Raw genomic sequence first — 17,898 nt, forward strand, 5'->3', positions numbered from 1 at the left:
CCAGCGCACCACGGCGCCGTGGGCGACATCGTTCTTCAGCTTCAGCCGGTGCGCGAGCCCGATCGGCAACGCTCCGGCCGCAAGGCTGGCCGCGGCCGGCATCAGTTTGCCCCACACCGTATAGCCGCCTTCGCCGTCGAGCACTTCTCCGGCGCGCAGGTCGCGCTTGGCGACGGAGGCGACGTCGCCGCAGAAATCGTGCGGCTGCCCCGTCGGCTCGTTGCGCAGCGCCGCCGACAGGATCGAGATGTTCAGCTCCAGCCCGATCAAATGATACGGCTTGTACATCGCAGCATAGCGACCCGATGAATCCGTCTTCAGGCCGTACTGCCTGAAACAGTCCGCGGCGTAATCGTTCGGCGCTTCCAGCACGACATAGACGCCCCAGCGCAGATCGCGGAACACCGGCCGGCCGTCGCGCTCCAGCGACGACACCACTTCGACGACGCCGGATTTCTCCAGCACGCCGCCTTTGTCGCGCGGCCGCATGACATGCGGCAGGTCGTCGACGCCGCAGGGCGGAAACAGCAGCCCGCCGCCGGGCACATCGAGCCCGGTGGCATTGGCGATCGCCGCCATCTCGATGGCGGACTTGGTGCCGTCGAGAAACGAGTTGAACATCTGCGGATTCATGCCGGCCGACTGCGCCTCGCCGGCGGTGAGCCCGTAATGGCCCCAGACGCCGGCTGGCGTGACGTCGTGATAGGCAGGCAGATATTTTGTCCCCTTGCCGGCGGCGACCACGCGAAAGCCGGTGGCGCGGGCCCAGTCCACCATTTCGGAGGTCAGCGCCGGCTGGTCGCCATAGGCCAGCGAATAGACCACGCCGGCCTTGCGGGCTTCCTCCGCCAACAGCGGCCCCGCCAGCACGTCGGCCTCGACATTGACCATGACGATATGCTTGCCGGCCGCGATCGCCGCGCGGGCATGCCGGATGCCGACCGCGGGATTGCCGGTGGCCTCCACGATCACGTCCATCGCGCCGCCTGCGATGGCTCGCACGCCATCGTCGGTGAAGGCGGTGGCCGCGATCCGCGCCTCGTCCCAGCCGACCGTGCGGCAGGCTTCGCGGGCGCGATCGCGGTCGAGATCGACGATGACGGGCACTTCCAGTCCCGGTGTGTGCGGCACCTGCGACAGGAACATCGAGCCGAATTTGCCGGCGCCGACCAGCGCGACGCGGACCGGCTTGCCGGCGGCGCGGCGGGCGTTGAGGAGATGGGAGAGGTTCATGGGAATCCGATCAAATTTTCACTCGCGTCATTCCGGGCCACGCGTGTTCGCGTGGACCTCAGATGTGCAATAGCACATCGGGGAATCCCGAGATGATTTACGCGAGATTCCGGGTTCGTGCTTTCAGCGCGCCCCGGGATGACGGGTGAGAGGTTACTCCGCCGCCTGGCGATGCACCCGCGCCAGACGCAGCAGCGCATCGTCGTCCACGGTCTTGATCGGCGTGAAGTCGCGATGGGCGATATATTCCGGCCGCGTCGGGGTGCGGATGTAGTTCGAGACGGCGTTGAGCGTGAGATAGACGATCTTGCGCGGATAGGGCGTGATGTTGCCGGCCGAGCCGTGCACCAGATTGCCGTGAAACATCAGCATGCCGCCGGCCTTGCCGGTCGGCGCGACGATGCCGCCCTCTTTCACCAGCCGCGTCACGGTTTCCTCGTCCAGCGTCCACAGCGGGTAAGAGGTGGTCTCGAGGTCGTGCGAGGCCTTGAGGTCGCCGGCGTGCTGGCTCTTCGGCACCAGCATCAACGGGCCGTTGATCGGCATCACCTCGTCGAGGAAGATCGCGATATTCATCGCCCGCGGCTGCGGCATGCCGTCGTCGCGTTTCCAGGTGCCGTAGTCCTGGTGCCACTGCCAGACGTCGCCGGTGAAGGCCGATTTGGCGTTGATCTTGTACTGGTGCATGTAGACCTTCTCGCCGAAGATCTGTTCCACCGGCTCGATCATGCGCGGATGCGCGCCGAGCAGGCCGAACGCCTCGTTGTAGAGATGGGCGGCAAAGGCGGTGCGCGGTGCGCCGCTCTTCTCGCGCCACACCTCCGGGCGCTTGGTGTCGTAGATGCCGATGGCCTCGCGCGCCAGCAGGTCGACCTCCTCCTGGCTGAACAATTCCGGCAGGAACAGCCAGCCCTCGCGATTGAAATAGTCGATCTGCTCTGGAGTGAGTTTCATCGGTTTCCTCCCTTGGTTCTTGTTTCTCTCCCCTCATGGTGAGGAGTGCGTCGGAGTTTATCATCGGGCCGCGCTTCGCGCGGACCCGTTGGCGCGTCTCGAACCAGGATGCCTCCTGGCTCATCCCTCGAGACGGCGCTTCGCACCTCTTCGGGATGAGGACATCCGGTCTTTACGCCGCCTGATCGGTCGCCTTCAGTCGCTCCTCGGTCATCCGTCCGGCGCCGAGCGCATGCGCCAGCGCCGCGCCTTCGGCCGCCCTGGCGTTGCCGGAAAGAATATGCGCGGCAATGGTCTCGTGCTCGGCCCAGGCGCTTTCGCGATAGTCGAGTTCGGCCAGCACCGTCGCCATCGAGCGGCGCATATGCGGCCATTGCGGCGCGATCATTTCCTCGATTGCGGGATTGCCGGACAGCGCATAGATCGCGCGATGGAAATCGACGTCGAGCGCGATCAGCCTCGCCAGCGGCGCCTCGCGGTTCGTGGCGCACCCGGCCTGCAGCGCAGCCTCGAGCCGCGCGCGTCCGGCAGCATCGGTCCTGGCTCGCCCGGCCGCGAGCCGGGCCGCCAGCGCGTCGATGGCGCCGCGCACTTCGTAGAGCTGGCGGATGCGCAGGGGATCGAGCCGCGTCACCTCAAAACCCCGGCGGCCGCTTTCGGCGACCAGGCCCTGCCGGTGCAACAGGTGCAGCGCGTGGGAAACCGGCTGGCGCGACACCCCGAGCTTTTCAGCGAGTTCGTTCTGCCGGATGCGCTGCCCCGGCGGCAGCGTGCGGTCGATGATGGCTTCGAGAATCCGCGCATAGGCCTGGTCGATCAGGTTGGGCAGCGGGTTCAACGGGATCATGCCGGCCATCCTCATTCGGAATACGGAATTCCGTATCCCGTGCAACATATCGAGGGGGCGCGGCGGGGTCAAGTGTAGGCTGGTGGTCCCGGATCGAACCTTGGGGTCGGCTGCTTGTTGGCCCGGGGCCTCGCGCTATGCTGCGGCCGGGGCGATCGGAGGTTCGTCATGAGCAACGACGCGGCCGGCTTCATCGGCAGTATCCCGCAATACTACGATCAGGGCCTCGGCCCCAACATCTTCACCGACTACGCCGCCGACATCGCGCAGCGCGCCGCTGCCGGCAATCCGTTGCGGGTGCTGGAGACGGCGGCCGGCACCGGCATCGTCACCCGCAGGCTGCGCGACGCACTGCCCGCGGATGCTCAGCTGACCGCGACCGATCTCAATCCGCCGATGCTCGACATCGCCCGCGCCAAGTTCCGGGCCGGCGAGCGCGTCGCGTTCCAGCCGGCCGACGCCGTGGCGCTTCCCTTCGCGGACGCAAGTTTCGACGCGGTGGTCTGCCAGTTCGGAATCATGTTTTTTCCGGACAAGGCCAGGTCCTGCGCAGAGGTGTGGCGTGTGCTCGTCCCCGGCGGCCGCTATTTGTTCAGCGTCTGGGATTCCCATCGCCACAACTCGTTCGGCCGGATCGCGCACGAGGTCGCGGGAAGTTTCTTTCCGGCGGATCCGCCGCAGTTCTACAACGTGCCGTTCTCCTGCCACCAGATCGATCCGATCAAGGAGATGCTGCTCGCGGCGGGTTTCGATGATCTCGGCATTGCCGTCGTCAGGCTGAACAAGGCGATTGCGGACATGGCGGGTTTTGCGCAGGCCCTGGTCTACGGCAATCCGCTGATCGAGCAGATCCGGGCGCGCGGCGGCGTCGAACCCCAACGCATCGTTGACGCGATGCTGCAAGCGGTTCGGCGTGAATTCGGCAACGGCCGTATGCCGCTTCAGGCGATCGTGTTTTCCGCGACCAAGCCACGATGACCGCGCTCACCTGTCGCCGACGATCGTCTCAGGCGCCGATCCGCTTCCAGTAGATCAGGGTCCCCGTCAGGCCCCCATGCGGCTTCAGGGCATAGCCCGGAATCTCGCCAGCCAATGCGAAGCCCAGTTTCTCGTACAGTCCCGCCGCGCCGCCGTCGGTCGCGGTGTCCAGCACCAGCAGCGTGCGGTTTCGCTGGACCGCCAGATCCTCGGCGGCCCGCATCAAGGCCGTGGCCACGCCGCGGCCGCGATGGCTGAGCCGGGTCATCATCTTGGCGATCTCGGCGCGATGCGGCTGATTGGGCGGACAATCCAGCAGCAGGGTGACGGTGCCGGCGAGCACATCGCCATCCCAGGCGCCGAAGATGATGCGTTCGCCGCGGCCGGCCGCTGCCAGCGCGCCGTCCCAGAATGCGCCTGCCGCATCCTGTGGCAGCGGATGCATGAAGCTGACCGATCCGCCGTTCGCGACCGTCTCGATCAGGATCTCGCTCAGCATCCTCAGAATATCGGGCGAGGCGTTCAGCGCGCTAATTTCGATTGCGGACATAGGGTGGATCCCGGTGAATCAAAGCAGCCTTGTTGCGGTCCTGTTCGCTCATTTGCGCTTCAACGATCGCGCCGTCTTGATCTCGGCAATTCTTTCGACGTCCTCGATCTGGAGATGGCGGCCGCGTTCCAGAATTTCCAAGGTGTATTCCTCGTAGGTGAGTCCGAGCCGTTCGGCCTTGCGCAGGCGAAACATGACGATTCCGGGCGAGACGTTGTGCCAGGCCGCGCGGTGCGCCGCCTTCCAGTAGAAGTAGTTTCCGATTCCGCCGTCGCCCCATTCCGGCCGATGCTCCTGCTCCAGCGGCGGCCCGCCATTGTGGCCGACCGGCGCGTCCGAGGCTTTGGCTTCGATCGCGGCCATCGACTAGCTCCGCGCGAGCACGACGAGATAGCTGCAGGGTTTCTTGGTTTCGTTGGCGAAGGTGGTTTCGGCGGGCGCGCCGAATCCGAGGCAGTCGCCGGCGGCCAGCACATTGCGCTCGCCGTTCTCGATGATGACGAGTTGGCCCGACTGCACCCAGACCGCCTGACGGATCCGCGCGTAGGAGGAGGCCGGCAGCACCACTTTCTTCCCGGCGGGCATTTCGACCTGGATCACTTCGACCGGATGGTCGGGCCGGGCGAACACCTGCCTGCGCGAATATCCCGTGGCGGGATCGCGCCACACCGGCTGGTCGGCGGCGCGCGACAGCAGCGGCTGGACGCCGTCACCCTCGGCGCGCACCAGCAGCCCGGCGAGGGTGAGGTCGAAGGCGCTGGCCAGCCGCACCAGGATCACCGCGGTGGGGCTCAATTCCTCGCGCTCGATCTTGCTGATGGTTGCCTTGGAAACCCCCGACCGTTCGGCGAGGTCCGCCAGCGACCATCCCCGCGCATCCCGCTCCAGCCGAAGCCGTCGGGCGATCCGGGTGCCGGTATCGTCTCCTATAATAGACATACGTTTCGTATAATAGAAAAGTCCGTCCCGGGCAAGGGCCGGCAATGGCCGTCCGGCGCGCTCAATGCGCGGCCAGAAACTCCAGCACGATCTCGCAATATTTCTGCGGCGCCTGTTCGAACATCGGGTGGGTGGCGCCGGGGATCATTGCCGTCTTCGACCCCTTCACATGGGCCGCCAGGGTGTGCAGCACCTGCGGCAGCGCGCCCTTGGTGTTGGCGCCGCCGATGAACAGTGTCGGCGTCCTGATCGCTTCCGCGTCGGCTTTCGAGAACGGCGGGCGCTCGTCCCTGACCTGGCCGATCAGCGTCATCGCATTGTCGCGCAACAGCTGCTTCGGCGTCGCGGGCAGCCGGTTCCAGGCGCCGGGGCCTTCCAGCGTATCCATGAAATAGGCCAGCCCGCCGTCGATATCGCCGGCCGCGATTTTCTCGGCCGATACGGCGAACCGCGCCGCCAGCGGCGAGGGCCCGGGCTTGAAGGCCGGATCGAGCGAAGCGTCGAGTTCGCCGCCGGGTTCGGCGAGGATCAGCCGGTGCAACAGGTCGGGCCGGCGTTGTGCGACCCGAAACGCGATATGCCCGCCGCGCGAATGCCCCATCAGGTCGACCGGCCTGGCGTCCAGCTTCTCGATGAAGGCGGTGACGTCGTCGACATGCTGCGCGATCGAATAGGTGTCACCGACGCCGTCCCAATGCTCGGGAAAGAAGTGCCGCAACGACACCGCGATCACGCGATGTCTTTGCGACAGCGGTCCGAGCACCGCCGACCAGATCCGGAAGTCGCACAGCGAACCGTGCACGCATACCAGCGGCGGGCCCTCGCCGACCTCGAGATAGGCCATGTCGTATCCGTTGACGTGAAGGGTTTGCATGCGGGGTCTCGCGGGGGCTGGGTATTGGCGCCTGTACACACCCGGACGTCATACGCGGGCTCGACCCGCGTATCCATCCGTCTTCGCAAAGAACCGCCTTTCAAAGATGGGTCACCGGGTCAAGCCGGAGCGAAAACCTTTCGCGGGGGACGGCACCAAGTTCCCGCGGAATCCGGGTGGATCGCAACAATCTCCAAGCCTATCTTCCGGGCCAGCATCAAGCTCACAGCATGGGGCGATCAGATCCGGAGCCAGCCATGACCGGCCACACTTTTGCAATCTTCGACACCGCGATCGGCCGCTGCGGCATCGTCTGGGGCGCGCGCGGCATCAGCGGCGTGCAGCTGCCGATGGGCAGCGAGGACAAGACCCGTACCCGGATCCGCCAGAGCCACGGCGATATCGCGGAGGCGCCGCCGCCGGCGCAAGTGCAGCGCGCGATCGACGGCATCGTCGAGCTGCTCGCGGGCAAGCCGAACGATCTCACGGACATCGTGCTCGATCTCGACGGCGTTCCCGAATTCAACCGCGGCGTCTACGCCATCGCCCGCACCATCCCGCCGGGCAAGACCATGACCTACGGCGATATCGCCAGGCGGCTCGGCGGCGTCGAGCTGTCGCGCGACGTCGGCCAGGCGCTCGGCCGCAATCCCTGTCCGATCGTGGTGCCGTGCCATCGCGTACTCGCCGCCGGCGGCAAGCCCGGCGGCTTCTCCGCCAACGGCGGCGTGGTGACGAAACTGAAGATGCTGGCGATCGAAGGCGCGGTGGTCAATCACACGCCGAGTCTGTTCGACTAGATCCTTCTCCCTCGCCCCGCTTGCGGGGAGAGGGTCGGGGTGAGGGGGACTCTCCACGCATTCGGACTCGCGGAGAATCCCCCTCACCCGGCGCTACGCGATAGCCGAAGCTTCGCTTCGGCGTTCTTTTCAAGGACGGCCGCCGTAGGCGGCCTATGCTCTCCCCGCAGGCGGGGCGAGGTGAGCCGAGGTCGCGGCGCGTACAATTCCAAACCGAAGAAATCAGATTGTGCCCGCCACCGCCTCGCAGGTAAAACCCTTGCCCGAGCGGCGGATCTTCCCGGTGGACGGCGAAGGGAAATGCGCGGTGCAGCACAGCGTATCGGTATCGCAATAGCGCTCCAGGAAAGCGCGCCGCGTCTTCGCCGCCTGCGCCGCATCGACGTCGAATCTCGGCGACAGTTCGGGATAGCGGGTCTGCAGCGGGGTGTGCATCAGGTCGCCGCTGACGACGGCGAGATCCCTGCCGCGGCCGAAGGCGAACGCCATGTGCCCCGGCGTGTGACCCGGCGTCGGCAGGATGCGCAGGTGATCGCCGATCTCGTAATCGTCGCGCACCAGTTCGGCCTGTTTGGCCGCGACCACCGGCAGCACGCTGTCGGCGAAGGGAGGTACTTCCGCCTTGGCGTTTTGCTCGGTCCAGTAGTCGAACTCGCTCTTGCCGAACACGTAGCGCGCGTTCGGAAAGGTCGGCAGCCAGCGGCCGTTCTCCAGCCGCGTGTTCCAGCCGACGTGATCGACATGCAGATGCGTGCACATCACGAAGTCGATGTCGTCGACCGAAAAGCCGGCCGAAGCCAGCGCCCGCATGTAGCCGTTGTCGGTCTTCATGTTCCATTTCGGCCGCAGCGGTCGCGGCTTGTCGTTGCCGATGCAGCTGTCGACCAGGATGGTGTGATGCGGCGTCTTCACCACGTAGGACTGGAAGCACAGGACCAGCGTGTCACTGGCGTCGAGCGCGCCGGCCTCTCGCATCCACGCCCGGTTCTCCGCAAGCTGCTCCGGCGTCAGTGCCGGAAACATGTCCAGCACCGGCAGGAAGCTGGTTTCCTGCTCGATGATGCGGTGGATGGTGAGATCGCCGACGGTGAACTTGAGACTCATGGAAACTTCCCTGGCAATGTCCTGCTTCAAGCCGGCGGCGGCAGCGAGATCTTCACCGACGGCCGCTCCAGCATCTTCTGATGGAAGGCGTCGAGTTTCGGAAACGCCTTGCGCCAGCCGCAATCGGCAAAGCGGAAATCGGCATAGCCGAGCACGCAGGCGAGCGCGATCTGCGCGATGTCGAGCGGGCGCAACAGCGTGTCGGCCTGCTTCTCGAATCGCGCCATGCCGTTCCAGGCCCGGGCCCAGTGGTCGTCGGCCCACGCCTGCCAGCGCAGCGGCTCCGGCCGCACCAGGTTCTCGTAGCGGCACAGCAGCATCGAATCGAGCATGCCCTGCAGCATGGAGTGCTCGGTCTTTACCTTCCAGCGCATCGGCCCTGAAGCCGGGATCAGCTTGCCGCCGCCGGCCAGTTCGTCGAGATATTCGACGATGACGTAGGAATCGAGAATGACGTCGCCGTTGTCGAGGATCAGGACCGGCAGCTTCTTCAGCGGCGTGATCTTCGAATATTCGTCATTGGGCTGGCCCGGCACCACGGTCGCCGGGATGAACTCGATTCGATCGATCAGCCCGAGTTCGATCGCGGCAATACGCACCTTGCGGGCGAACGGCGAGGCCGGGGAGAACGAGAGTTTCATGTTGTTGTTCCTTGAATAGCGTCCAAAACCACGACCCTCATCCTGAGGAGGGCGCCGTTTGGCGCGCGTCTCGAAGGATAGGCAGCAATGAATTATCTCCCGTCACCCTTCGAGCCGCGAAGGGTGACCGTCCTCTTGGCTCATCCTTCGAGACGCGCGCGAGACGCGCTCCTCAGGATGAGGACAGCTACCTCACGCCGCGATGATTTCCTGGCGCTGTTCGCCGAGGCCTTCGATGCCGAGCGTGACCACGTCGCCGACGTTGAGGTACTGCGGCGGCTTCATGCCGGTGCCGACGCCGGGCGGCGTGCCCGTGGTGACGATGTCGCCGGGCAGCAGCGTCATGAACTGCGAAACGTAGGAGATGCATTTCGCCATGTTGAAGATCATGGTCGAGGTCGATCCGGTCTGGCGGCGCTGGCCGTTGACGTCGAGCCACATCGACAGTTTCTGCACGTCCGGGATTTCGTCCTTGGTGGCGACCCAGGGGCCGAGCGGGCCGAAGGTGTCGTGCGACTTGCCCTTGGTCCACTGGCCGAGGCGCTCGATCTGGAAATTGCGCTCGGAAACGTCGTTGCAGGCGCAGTAGCCGGCGATGTAATTGAGCGCGTCGGCCTCGGAGACATATTTGGCGCGGGTGCCGATGATGGCGGCAATTTCGACTTCCCAGTCGAGCTTGGTCGAGCCGCGCGGCTTCTCCACCGGATCGTTGGGGCCGGAGAGCGCTGTATTGGCCTTGATGAAGAAGATCGGCTCCGACGGGATCGGATTGCCGGTTTCCTTGGCATGGTCGCTGTAGTTGAGGCCGATGGCGACGAATTTGGAGATGCCGGTAACCGGCGCGCCGAACCGCGGGTTGCCGCTGACGGCCGGAAGCTTGGACGGATCGAGCGCGGCAAGCCTGGCCAGCGAGGCCGGCGAATAGGCCTCGCCATCGAGATCCCTGATGTGCGCGGAGAGATCGCGCAACTGGCCCGATTTGTCGATCAGGCCGGGCTTTTCCTGGCCTTTTGCCCCGTAACGAACCAGCTTCATTTCTCGCTCCCTTTTGAAGGTTTTATTGGCTTGAATGCTTCATGGAACAGCGCGCCGGGAAATTCAACCACGGACTGCGCGCTGCATTGCAGCCCTCTTCATCCCGAGGGAGCCAGGTTCACGCCAGGGCCACGAATTTGAAGGCGTCGCCGTCGCGCTTGATATGGCCGGCGTTGAAATGACCGCCGATCACCAGCGTCGGCGTGTCGGCAAAGCGCGAGAACAGCTCGCGCCGCGTCGCGACCGATTGGGCGGGGTCGGAATCGGCGGTCGACGACCAGTCGAGATGCGCCATCTGGCAGGGGTGATGGGCGACGTCGCCGGTCAGCAGGCCCTGTTCGCCTGCGGACTGGATGTGGATGCTCATGTGGCCCGGGCTGTGGCCGGGCGTCGGGATCAGGGTGATTTCGTCGCAGACCCGGGCGTCGCTGGCGACCAGATCGGCCTTGCCGGCATCCGCGATCGGCTTCACGGAATCATTGAACACCGCCACCTTGTCGGGCGCGTCGCTGTGGTCGCGCCAGTGCTCATACTCGGTCTTGCCGAACACGTAGCGCGCGTTGGCGAAGGTCGGCACCCACTTCCCGCCGGCCAGTCTGGTGTTCCAGCCGACATGGTCGACATGCAGGTGCGTGCACAGCACGGTGTCGATGCTGTCGGGCGGAAAGCCGGCCGCCGTCATGGTTTCGAGGAAGGGTTCTTTCCGGTTGTTCCAGGTCGGCACGTTGCGGCCTTCCTTGTCGTTGCCGAGCCCGGTGTCGACCACGATCCGCCGCGACGGCGTCTCCACGACAAGCGAATGGATCGACATCTTGAGCCGGCCTTCGTCGGTCGCGAAAGGCGGGATGAGCCAGGGGTGCTTCCGGATTTCCTCGTTGGTGGCCAGTGGCAGGATGAATCTTGTGCTTCCGACCGTCTCCAATTCGACGATTTTGGTGATTTTGACCCGGCCTATGGTCCAACGCATCCGGTATTCCCCGTATCTTGTTTGTTGGCGGCAAAGATGCTGGTTTCCTGAAGTCTGCGCAATGGATCATCTCGTCTCGGAGCGCGTTGGTCGGGCACGGAAAAGAGGAGCGGAGCATGCCAGAACTAGCCATTTCGGCCGAAAAGGTTCGCTTTCTGATCGAGAAGATGCGGGAATTCGACGTCAAGGAGGGGGACTCCGATCCGGATTCCGGCTCGAACGCCGCCGACGACAACATGATCGACGTGCTCGAGGATAATGCCGACGACCCCGTGGTGGGCGAGATCACCGGCTTCATCAACGCCATGAGCGAGGACGAGCAGATCGATCTGGTCGCCCTGATGCGGCTCGGGCGCGGCGACGGCACCATCGAGGATTGGGACGATCTGCGCCGCGAGGCCGCCGACGGCCGCAACAATCGCACCGCCAGCTACCTGCTCGGCGAACCCCTGGTCAGCGATTATCTCGCCGAGGGCCTCGATGCGTTCGGCGAGACCTGGACCGACGAGCGCACCACGCCGGTGTGAGGATCAGCGCGCGCAGTCGACGATGACGGTGCCGAGCTTGTCGCCTTTCTCCACCGCGAGGTGGGCCTGCGCGGTGTCCGACAGCGCAAACTGCGCGGCGACGTTGTGGATGCGCTTTCCGGCGGCGAGCCATTTCGAGATGTCGGCCTGCGCCGCCGCCAGCAGAGGCTGCGGCAGCGCGAACAGCACCAGCGCGCGCAGCGCGATGCATTTCTCCATCAGCTCGCGCATCGGCACCACGGGATTGCGGTTGCCCTGGGTAGCGTAGACGGCAATGGTCGAATTGACCGCCATCAGCTTCAGCGTGGTGGCGATGTTGCCGCCGAAGTCGACATCGACCACGCGATCGACGCCGCGCCCGTCCGTAAAGGCCATCGCTTTGGCCACCACGTCCTCGGTCTTGTAGTCGATCACGAGATCGGCGCCGGCAAGCCGCGCCTGTTCCGCCTTCAGCGCCGAACTGACGGTGGCGATTACCCGCGCGCCGCCCCATTTCGCCAGCTGCACCGCATAGTGGCCGACCGCGCCGGCGCCGCCGGTGACCAGCACCGTCTGGCCCGCAACCGGCCCGTCGCCGAACAGGCAGCACCACGCGGTCATGCCGGGAATCCCGAGCGTGGCGCCGGCCGCGAACGACACGCTGTCCGGCAGCGGCGTCACCAGATGCTCCGCCAGCGCAATATATTCCGCCGCGGTGCCGAAGGCGCGGCCGTTGCGCTGGCCGTTGAACAGCCAGACCCTTTGACCGACTTTGAGCCGCGTCACGCCGTCGCCGACCTGATCGACGATCCCGGCGCCGTCGCTGTCGGGGATCACGCGAGGGAACTCCATCGCGCGATAGCTGCCGGCGCGGCGGCCGACATCGGCGGGATTGATCCCGGAGGCTTCCAGCCGGACCCGGACTTCGCCGGGGCCGGCCACCGGCGTTGCCATCTCGCCAAAGGTCAACACATCGGGCGCGGCGCCCGTGCGCTCGTACCAGACCGCCTTCACTTACAGCGTGCCCGGGAACGCGCCGCCGTCGAGCAGGATGTTCTGCCCGGTGATGAAGCCGGCCTTGGCGCCGCACAGAAACGCGCAGGCCTGGCCGAATTCCTCGGGGTCGCCGAAGCGCCCGGCCGGATTGAGTTTGGCGCGCTCCGCCAGCAACTGGTCGACGGTGATGCCGCGCCGCTCGGCTTCCGTCTTCGCGACCGCGCCGCGCAGGCGGTCGGTGTCGAACGGGCCCGGCAGCAGGCCGTTGATGGTGACGTTGTTGATCACGGTCTTGCGCGCAATGCCGGCGACGAAGCCGGTGAGGCCGGCGCGCGCGCCGTTGGACAGGCCCAGCACCTCGATCGGCGCCTTCACCGCCGCCGAAGTGATGTTGACGATGCGGCCGAATTTGCGCGCCATCATGCCGTCCACCGTCGCCTTGATCAGCTCGATCGGGGTCAGCATGTTGGCGTCGATCGCCTTGATCCAGTCGTCGCGGGTCCAGTTGCGGAAATCGCCGGGCGGCGGGCCGCCGGCGTTGTTGACCAGGATATCCGGATCGGGACAGGCCTTCAGCGCGGCTTCGCGGCCCGCCGGCGTGGTGATGTCGCCGACCACCTCGGTTACGGTGACGCCGGGATTGGCTTTGCGGATTTCGTCGGCGGTTTTCTTCAGCGCCTCGGCGCCGCGCGCCGTCAGGGTGACATCGACGCCTTCGTTGGCGAGCGCCATGGCGCAGGCGCGGCCCAGCCCCTTGCTCGATGCGCAGACGATGGCGCGGCGGCCTTTGATTCCAAGATCCACTATCTCACTCCCGTTTTTTCGGATGTTTTTGAAAAGCCTGACGCGGCCACTCTAGCCAACATCACCGGCCCTGATAAGACCCCGGCTTTGCGCGGGCCGAAATCGTCTGTATCAAGGCGCGCATACCACGCTTGGAGAAATTCGTCATGTCCGGCCTGTTCGACGTCAGCAAGGAAGTCATTCTCGTCACCGGCGCCAGCCAAGGGCTGGGACGGCAGTTCGCGCGCGTGCTGTCGGCCCATGGCGCCGCGGTGGTGCTGGCGGCGCGCCAGACCGCCAAGCTGAAGAGCCTGGAGGATGAGATCCGCGCCAAGGGCGGCCGCGCCGTCGCGGTGCAGATGGATGTCACCGACATCGCTTCGATCCCCAAAGCATTCGACAGCGCGGAATCGGCCCTCGGCCCGGTCAGCGTGCTCATCAACAATGCCGGCATCGCCATCGAAAAGCTCGCGGTCGACCAGACCGAGGCGGATTGGGACGCCGTCATCAACGCCAACCTCAAGGGCGCCTATTTCGCGGCGACCGAGCTGGCGCGGCGGATGATCGCGCGCAAGCAGGAGGGCAATATCGTCAATGTTGCCTCCGTGCTCGGCTTCGGCGTGATGAAGTTCCTGTCGCCCTACACCGTCTCCAAGGCCGGCATCATCCAGGCCACCAAGGCGATGGCGCTGGAACTCGCCGGCAACGGCATCCGCGTCAATGCGCTGGCGCCGGGCTATATCGATACCGAGATGAACCACGAATTCTGGTCGACGCCCGCAGGCGAGCGGCTGGCCAAGCGGATTCCGCAGCGCCACATCGGCGCCGAATCCGATCTCGACGGCGCCATCATGCTGCTGGCCTCCAGCGCCTCGCGCTACATGACCGGCAGCGTGGTGACGGTGGACGGCGGGTTCCTGCTGACGTAGCGAGCCTGCCACGCGCACGATCCTCATCCTGAGGAGCCGCGCATCGCGCGGCGTCTCGAAGGATGGAGACGAGCGCGCGGCTGGTCCTTCGAGACGCGCGCAAGAGCGCGCTCCTCAGGACGAGGATCGCGCATGCGGCGAGAATCAATTACCCTCGCATCTCCGCCTTGATCAGATCGGCGGCCTTCTCGCCGATCATGATGGTCGGCGCGTTGGTGTTGCCGCCGATCAGGGTCGGCATCACGGAGGCGTCGACGACGCGCAGGCCTTCGAGGCCATGGACCTTCAGCTTGGCGTCGACCACGGCCATCGGGTCGCTGCCCATCCTGGCGGTGCCGACCGGGTGATAGACGGTGTCGACGCGCTGGCGCAGCAGCTCGCGGATCTGGTCATCGGTCTCGACGCCTGCGGTGAACATGTCCTTCTGCTGCAGGGCGCGCAGCGCCGGCGTCTCCAATAGCCGCCGCGTGACCTTGAAGCCCGCGACCATTGTTTCCAGATCCGCCTCATCGCCAAGAAAGTTCGGATCGATCAGGGGAGCGGCAAACGGATCGACGCCGCCGAGCGCGACGCTGCCGCGGCTCTTCGGCCGCAGCAGGCAGACGTGCATGGAAAAGCCGGTGCCGCTGTGGCGCTTGCGGCCGTGGTCGTCGGCCATCGCCATGCCGAAATGCAGCTGGATGTCGGGCACGTCGAGGTCGGGGCGGGTCTTCAGGAAACCGCCGCACTCGGCGAAATTCGAGGTCATCGGCCCGCGGCGTTCCCGGCGGTACTGGCTGATGGCGCGCAGCAGCCGCGGAATGCCCCCCAGCGAGATGCCGTTGAAGTTCGGGTTGTCCGACATGTAGCCGAACACGAAGTCGGGGTGATCCTGCAGGTTCTGACCGACGCCGGGCAAATGATGCACGCTTCCGATGCCGTGCTTGCCGATGGCTGTGGCGTCGCCGACACCCGACAGCATCAGCAGTTGCGGGGTCTGGAACGCGCCGGAGGAGACGATCACCTCGCGCCGCGCGCGGATCTGCTTCAGCTCCTTGCCCTGCCGGTATTCGACGCCGACCGCGCGCTTGCCTTCGAACAGGATGCGGGTCGCATGCGCGTTGGTTTCGACGCGCAGATTGGCGCGGCTGCCCATATGCGGGTGGATATAGGCGCGCGCCGCGCTCCAGCGTTCGCCGTTCTTCTGCGTCACCTGGTAGATGCCGAGGCCTTCGTGCTCATCGGCGTTGAAGTCCTCGCGGTAGCGGAACTGGCCTTCCTGCACCGCCTGCAGGAAGATCTGCTGCACCGGATTGTCGGTGCGCAGCTTGTTGACCGCGAGCGGCCCGTCCTTGCCGTGATACTCGCCGCCGAAATCGGCATTGTTCTCGGAGCGCTTGAAATAGGGCAGCACGTCGTTGAACGACCAGCCGGGATTGCCGAGCGAGGCCCATTGGTCGTAGTCCGAGCGGTGGCCGCGGATATAGACCATGGCGTTGATCGCGGACGAGCCGCCAAGCCCCTTGCCGCGCGGCTGATAGCCGATGCGGCCGTTGAGGCCTTTCTGCGGCACCGTATCGAACGCCCAGTTGTTGATCTTGCCCGGCACCATCAGCGCCAGCGCGAACGGTGTGGTCACCACCCAATTGTCGTTCTTGCCGCCGGCGTCCAGCACCGCCACCGAGGTCTTCGGATCCTCGGAGAGACGCCCCGCCACCGCGCAGCCGCCGGAGCCGCCGCCCACCACCACGAAATCCACTGTATCCGTCACGCGTATTTCCCCCCCACTTTGATTCTTGTTGGTCATTCCGGGGCGATGCGAAGCATCGAACCCGGAATCTCGAGATTCCGGGTCTGGTCCTTCGGACCATCCCGGAATGACGGTCTTAGCACTACGACAAAAATCGCAGCATCTTTTGCAGCCGCGCGACCTTGGCGCCGTAGGGCGGATAGAGATCGGCGAGGCGGTTGAACGGCGAGCGATAGAACACCGGCTTCAGCTTGCTCAGGGTGTTGAACCCCCATTCGCCGTGATAGGCGCCGGTGCCGGACGCGCCGACGCCGCCCATCGGCTGGTACATCTGGGCGAAGTGAAACAGGCAGTCGTTGACGGTGACGCCGCCGGACACGGTGCGGTCCAGCACCTCGTCGCGCGCCGCATCGTCCTTGCCGAACCAGTACAGCGCCAGCGGCCGGTCGTGCCTGTTGACATAGGCCACCGGCTCGCTCGCGTCCCTGTAGCCCATCACCGGCAGCAGCGGCCCGAAGATCTCTTCCTGCATGATCGCCATCCCGGATGTCGCGCCGACCACGATGGCCGGCGGGAATTTCCGTTTCGATTTCCACGCGGGATCGTCGGGTCTTGCGCCTTGCATGATCCGGGCACCCTTGGCGGCGGCGTCCGCCACCAGGCCTTCGAGCCTGGCGTAATGCCGGTCGGAGACGATGGAGGTATAGTCCTTGTTGGCAGGATCGGTGCCGAACATCCGCTGCATATTGGCCTGCAGCCGGTCGGCGAAATCCTGCACGGAGGCTTCCGGCACCAGCACGTAATCGGGCGCGATGCAGGTCTGGCCGGCATTGAGCAGCTTGGCGTAGGCGATGCGCTCGGCGGCCTCGCCGAGATCGGCGGAGCGGTCGATGATCACAGGCGACTTGCCGCCGAGTTCGAGCGTGACTGGCGTCAGATTCCGCCCGGCGGCTTCCGCGACCAGGCGGCCGACCCGGGTCGAGCCGGTGAAGATCAGATGATCGAACGGCAGCGAGGCGAACGCCTTCGAGATCTCGTCCTCGATGCCGGTGACGATGATCTCGTCGGCGCTGAACCTGGCCGCGATCACCTCCTTGAGCAGCGCGGAAAATCGCGGCACCAGTTCGCTGGGCTTGATCATCACCCGGTTGCCGGCGGCGATCGCCCCGATCGCGGGGGCCAGCGTCAGCTGCAGCGGATAATTCCAGGGCGCGATGATGCCGACCACGCCGAGCGGCTGCGGCATCAGGCGGTTTTTGGCGGGAAAGAACTGCAGCGAGGTCGCCACCCGCTTCGGCGCCATCCACTGCTTCAGGCTCTTGGCGGCGTGCTTGATCTCGCCCAGCAGCATCATGGTTTCGGCGATCGTGGTCTCGATCGAGCAGCGATGGCCGAAATCCGCCGAGATCGCCTGCTCGAAGCGGGCTTCATTGTCCGAAACCACCGCGCGCAGCCGCGCCAGCCGGTCCAGCCGCTCGGCCAGCCCGGGCGCGGGCTGGGTCCGGGTCAGTTCGAACAGGCGGTGAAAGGCGTCCTCCAGGGCGTTTTGCCCAGGGCTTTTCAGTGACTGGTCCATGGCGTTTCCTTCGGGTTCCCTGGCCGGAAGCTGGGCTTTTGCGATGTTTCTGGCAAGAGCGCCCTGCGCGGCCTGATCTGGCGCAACAAATGCGCGGTTCGGCCGTCATAAAAAGCTCAAAAGATCGCCCTCGGCCCTTTCCAAAGCGGGTTCGCATTGGTACATACCGCTCGCACCCGATGGCGTCAGCCAAGGGCAGCCTTCTCAGGAAGCCTCCGGACCAGATCAATCGGCGCCCCCGGGCGTTGGGCCAGATTCGCTTCGGTATCGTTTTCCTGAAGGCGCGCAACGGTTTATCGCGGGGTGGAGCAGCCCGGTAGCTCGTCAGGCTCATAACCTGAAGGTCATAGGTTCAAATCCTATCCCCGCAACCAAACAAGATACTGATTCGTAATCGGTTTTTGAGAGCCGCCCTTCGGGGCGGCTTTCTTATTTTGTGTCGTGTCGCCACCGTGGC

19 protein-coding genes and 1 tRNA gene (1 of these 20 only partly in view) are annotated in these 17,898 nt (G+C 65.5%); 5 read left to right on the top strand and 15 right to left on the bottom strand.

Features of this window, described 5'->3' with window-relative positions:
* From KMZ68_RS04780 to KMZ68_RS04790, 3 genes are all read right to left on the bottom strand, one after another.
* Positions 1-1,233 carry the 5' portion of an NAD(P)H-dependent oxidoreductase gene (locus KMZ68_RS04780; protein WP_215614731.1) on the bottom strand. It extends 75 nt beyond the left edge of the window, so only the first 1,233 of its 1,308 coding nucleotides appear in the window; its start codon is at positions 1,231-1,233; the stop codon falls past the left edge of the window.
* 153 nt (positions 1,234-1,386) lie between these two features.
* The gene (locus KMZ68_RS04785; RefSeq protein WP_215614732.1) at positions 1,387-2,187 is read right to left on the bottom strand and encodes a phytanoyl-CoA dioxygenase family protein; all 801 of its coding nucleotides are present in this window, start codon (positions 2,185-2,187) and stop codon (positions 1,387-1,389) included.
* Positions 2,188-2,359: 172 nt separating this feature from the next.
* On the bottom strand, positions 2,360-3,034 hold the full coding sequence (locus KMZ68_RS04790) for a GntR family transcriptional regulator (protein ID WP_215614733.1): 675 nt from the start codon (positions 3,032-3,034) through the stop codon (positions 2,360-2,362).
* 168 nt (positions 3,035-3,202) lie between these two features.
* Here KMZ68_RS04790 and KMZ68_RS04795 point away from each other — a divergent pair, with 168 nt between their 5' ends.
* A complete protein-coding gene (locus KMZ68_RS04795; RefSeq protein WP_215614734.1) occupies positions 3,203-4,012 on the top strand; it encodes a class I SAM-dependent methyltransferase in 810 nt (269 codons plus the stop codon).
* Between the two features lie 28 nt (positions 4,013-4,040).
* Here KMZ68_RS04795 and KMZ68_RS04800 read toward each other — a convergent pair whose 3' ends face one another.
* The 4 genes from KMZ68_RS04800 to KMZ68_RS04815 form a co-directional block, all read right to left on the bottom strand.
* Entirely contained in the window at positions 4,041-4,562 is a 522-nt protein-coding gene (locus KMZ68_RS04800) for a GNAT family N-acetyltransferase (protein ID WP_215614735.1), read from the bottom strand.
* Positions 4,563-4,610: 48 nt separating this feature from the next.
* Positions 4,611-4,925, bottom strand: a complete 315-nt coding sequence (locus KMZ68_RS04805; RefSeq protein WP_215614736.1) for a hypothetical protein — start codon at positions 4,923-4,925, stop codon at positions 4,611-4,613.
* Positions 4,926-4,928: 3 nt separating this feature from the next.
* Entirely contained in the window at positions 4,929-5,501 is a 573-nt protein-coding gene (locus KMZ68_RS04810) for a helix-turn-helix domain-containing protein (protein ID WP_215614737.1), read from the bottom strand.
* A gap of 61 nt (positions 5,502-5,562) precedes the next feature.
* Positions 5,563-6,375, bottom strand: coding sequence for an alpha/beta fold hydrolase (locus KMZ68_RS04815; protein WP_215614738.1), 813 nt, complete (start codon positions 6,373-6,375; stop codon positions 5,563-5,565).
* A gap of 257 nt (positions 6,376-6,632) precedes the next feature.
* On the opposite strand from KMZ68_RS04815, the gene KMZ68_RS04820 reads away from it, so the two are divergent.
* The gene (locus tag KMZ68_RS04820) at positions 6,633-7,175 is read left to right on the top strand and encodes a methylated-DNA--[protein]-cysteine S-methyltransferase (RefSeq protein WP_215614739.1); all 543 of its coding nucleotides are present in this window, start codon (positions 6,633-6,635) and stop codon (positions 7,173-7,175) included.
* Between the two features lie 222 nt (positions 7,176-7,397).
* Here the strand turns inward: KMZ68_RS04820 and KMZ68_RS04825 are convergent, their stop codons facing one another.
* The 4 genes from KMZ68_RS04825 to KMZ68_RS04840 all read right to left on the bottom strand — a co-directional run bounded on the left by KMZ68_RS04825 (position 7,398) and on the right by KMZ68_RS04840 (position 10,922).
* Positions 7,398-8,279, bottom strand: coding sequence for an MBL fold metallo-hydrolase (locus KMZ68_RS04825; protein WP_215614740.1), 882 nt, complete (start codon positions 8,277-8,279; stop codon positions 7,398-7,400).
* Between the two features lie 26 nt (positions 8,280-8,305).
* Complete coding sequence (locus KMZ68_RS04830; RefSeq protein ID WP_215614741.1) at positions 8,306-8,920, bottom strand: glutathione S-transferase family protein; 615 nt, start codon at positions 8,918-8,920, stop codon at positions 8,306-8,308.
* A gap of 192 nt (positions 8,921-9,112) precedes the next feature.
* Positions 9,113-9,955, bottom strand: a complete 843-nt coding sequence (locus KMZ68_RS04835) for a fumarylacetoacetate hydrolase family protein (protein WP_215614742.1) — start codon at positions 9,953-9,955, stop codon at positions 9,113-9,115.
* Between the two features lie 118 nt (positions 9,956-10,073).
* Positions 10,074-10,922, bottom strand: a complete 849-nt coding sequence (locus tag KMZ68_RS04840; protein ID WP_215614743.1) for an MBL fold metallo-hydrolase — start codon at positions 10,920-10,922, stop codon at positions 10,074-10,076.
* Positions 10,923-11,038: 116 nt separating this feature from the next.
* On the opposite strand from KMZ68_RS04840, the gene KMZ68_RS04845 reads away from it, so the two are divergent.
* Positions 11,039-11,449: a DUF3775 domain-containing protein gene (locus tag KMZ68_RS04845; protein ID WP_215614744.1), complete on the top strand. Its 411-nt coding sequence runs from the start codon at positions 11,039-11,041 to the stop codon at positions 11,447-11,449.
* A 3-nt stretch (positions 11,450-11,452) separates the two neighbouring features.
* Here the strand turns inward: KMZ68_RS04845 and KMZ68_RS04850 are convergent, their stop codons facing one another.
* Together KMZ68_RS04850 and KMZ68_RS04855 are read right to left on the bottom strand one after the other, a co-directional pair.
* Entirely contained in the window at positions 11,453-12,442 is a 990-nt protein-coding gene (locus KMZ68_RS04850) for an NADPH:quinone reductase (protein ID WP_215614745.1), read from the bottom strand.
* Positions 12,443-13,228, bottom strand: coding sequence for an SDR family oxidoreductase (locus KMZ68_RS04855; protein ID WP_215604982.1), 786 nt, complete (start codon positions 13,226-13,228; stop codon positions 12,443-12,445).
* Positions 13,229-13,374: 146 nt separating this feature from the next.
* On the opposite strand from KMZ68_RS04855, the gene KMZ68_RS04860 reads away from it, so the two are divergent.
* Positions 13,375-14,136 (top strand): SDR family NAD(P)-dependent oxidoreductase, encoded by a 762-nt coding sequence (locus tag KMZ68_RS04860; protein ID WP_215614746.1) that lies wholly within the window; start codon positions 13,375-13,377, stop codon positions 14,134-14,136.
* 148 nt (positions 14,137-14,284) lie between these two features.
* On the opposite strand, the gene KMZ68_RS04865 is transcribed toward KMZ68_RS04860, so the two are convergent.
* A complete protein-coding gene (locus tag KMZ68_RS04865) occupies positions 14,285-15,886 on the bottom strand; it encodes a GMC family oxidoreductase (RefSeq protein ID WP_215614747.1) in 1,602 nt (533 codons plus the stop codon).
* A 121-nt stretch (positions 15,887-16,007) separates the two neighbouring features.
* Entirely contained in the window at positions 16,008-17,441 is a 1,434-nt protein-coding gene (locus KMZ68_RS04870) for a coniferyl aldehyde dehydrogenase (RefSeq protein WP_215614748.1), read from the bottom strand.
* A gap of 297 nt (positions 17,442-17,738) precedes the next feature.
* Between KMZ68_RS04870 and KMZ68_RS04875 the strand changes: the two genes are divergently transcribed.
* Positions 17,739-17,815, top strand: a tRNA-Met gene (locus KMZ68_RS04875).
* Positions 17,816-17,898 lie beyond the last annotated feature (83 nt).

Origin of the sequence: Bradyrhizobium sediminis, assembly GCF_018736105.1 — a bacterium.
Lineage (GTDB): Bacteria > Pseudomonadota > Alphaproteobacteria > Rhizobiales > Xanthobacteraceae > Bradyrhizobium.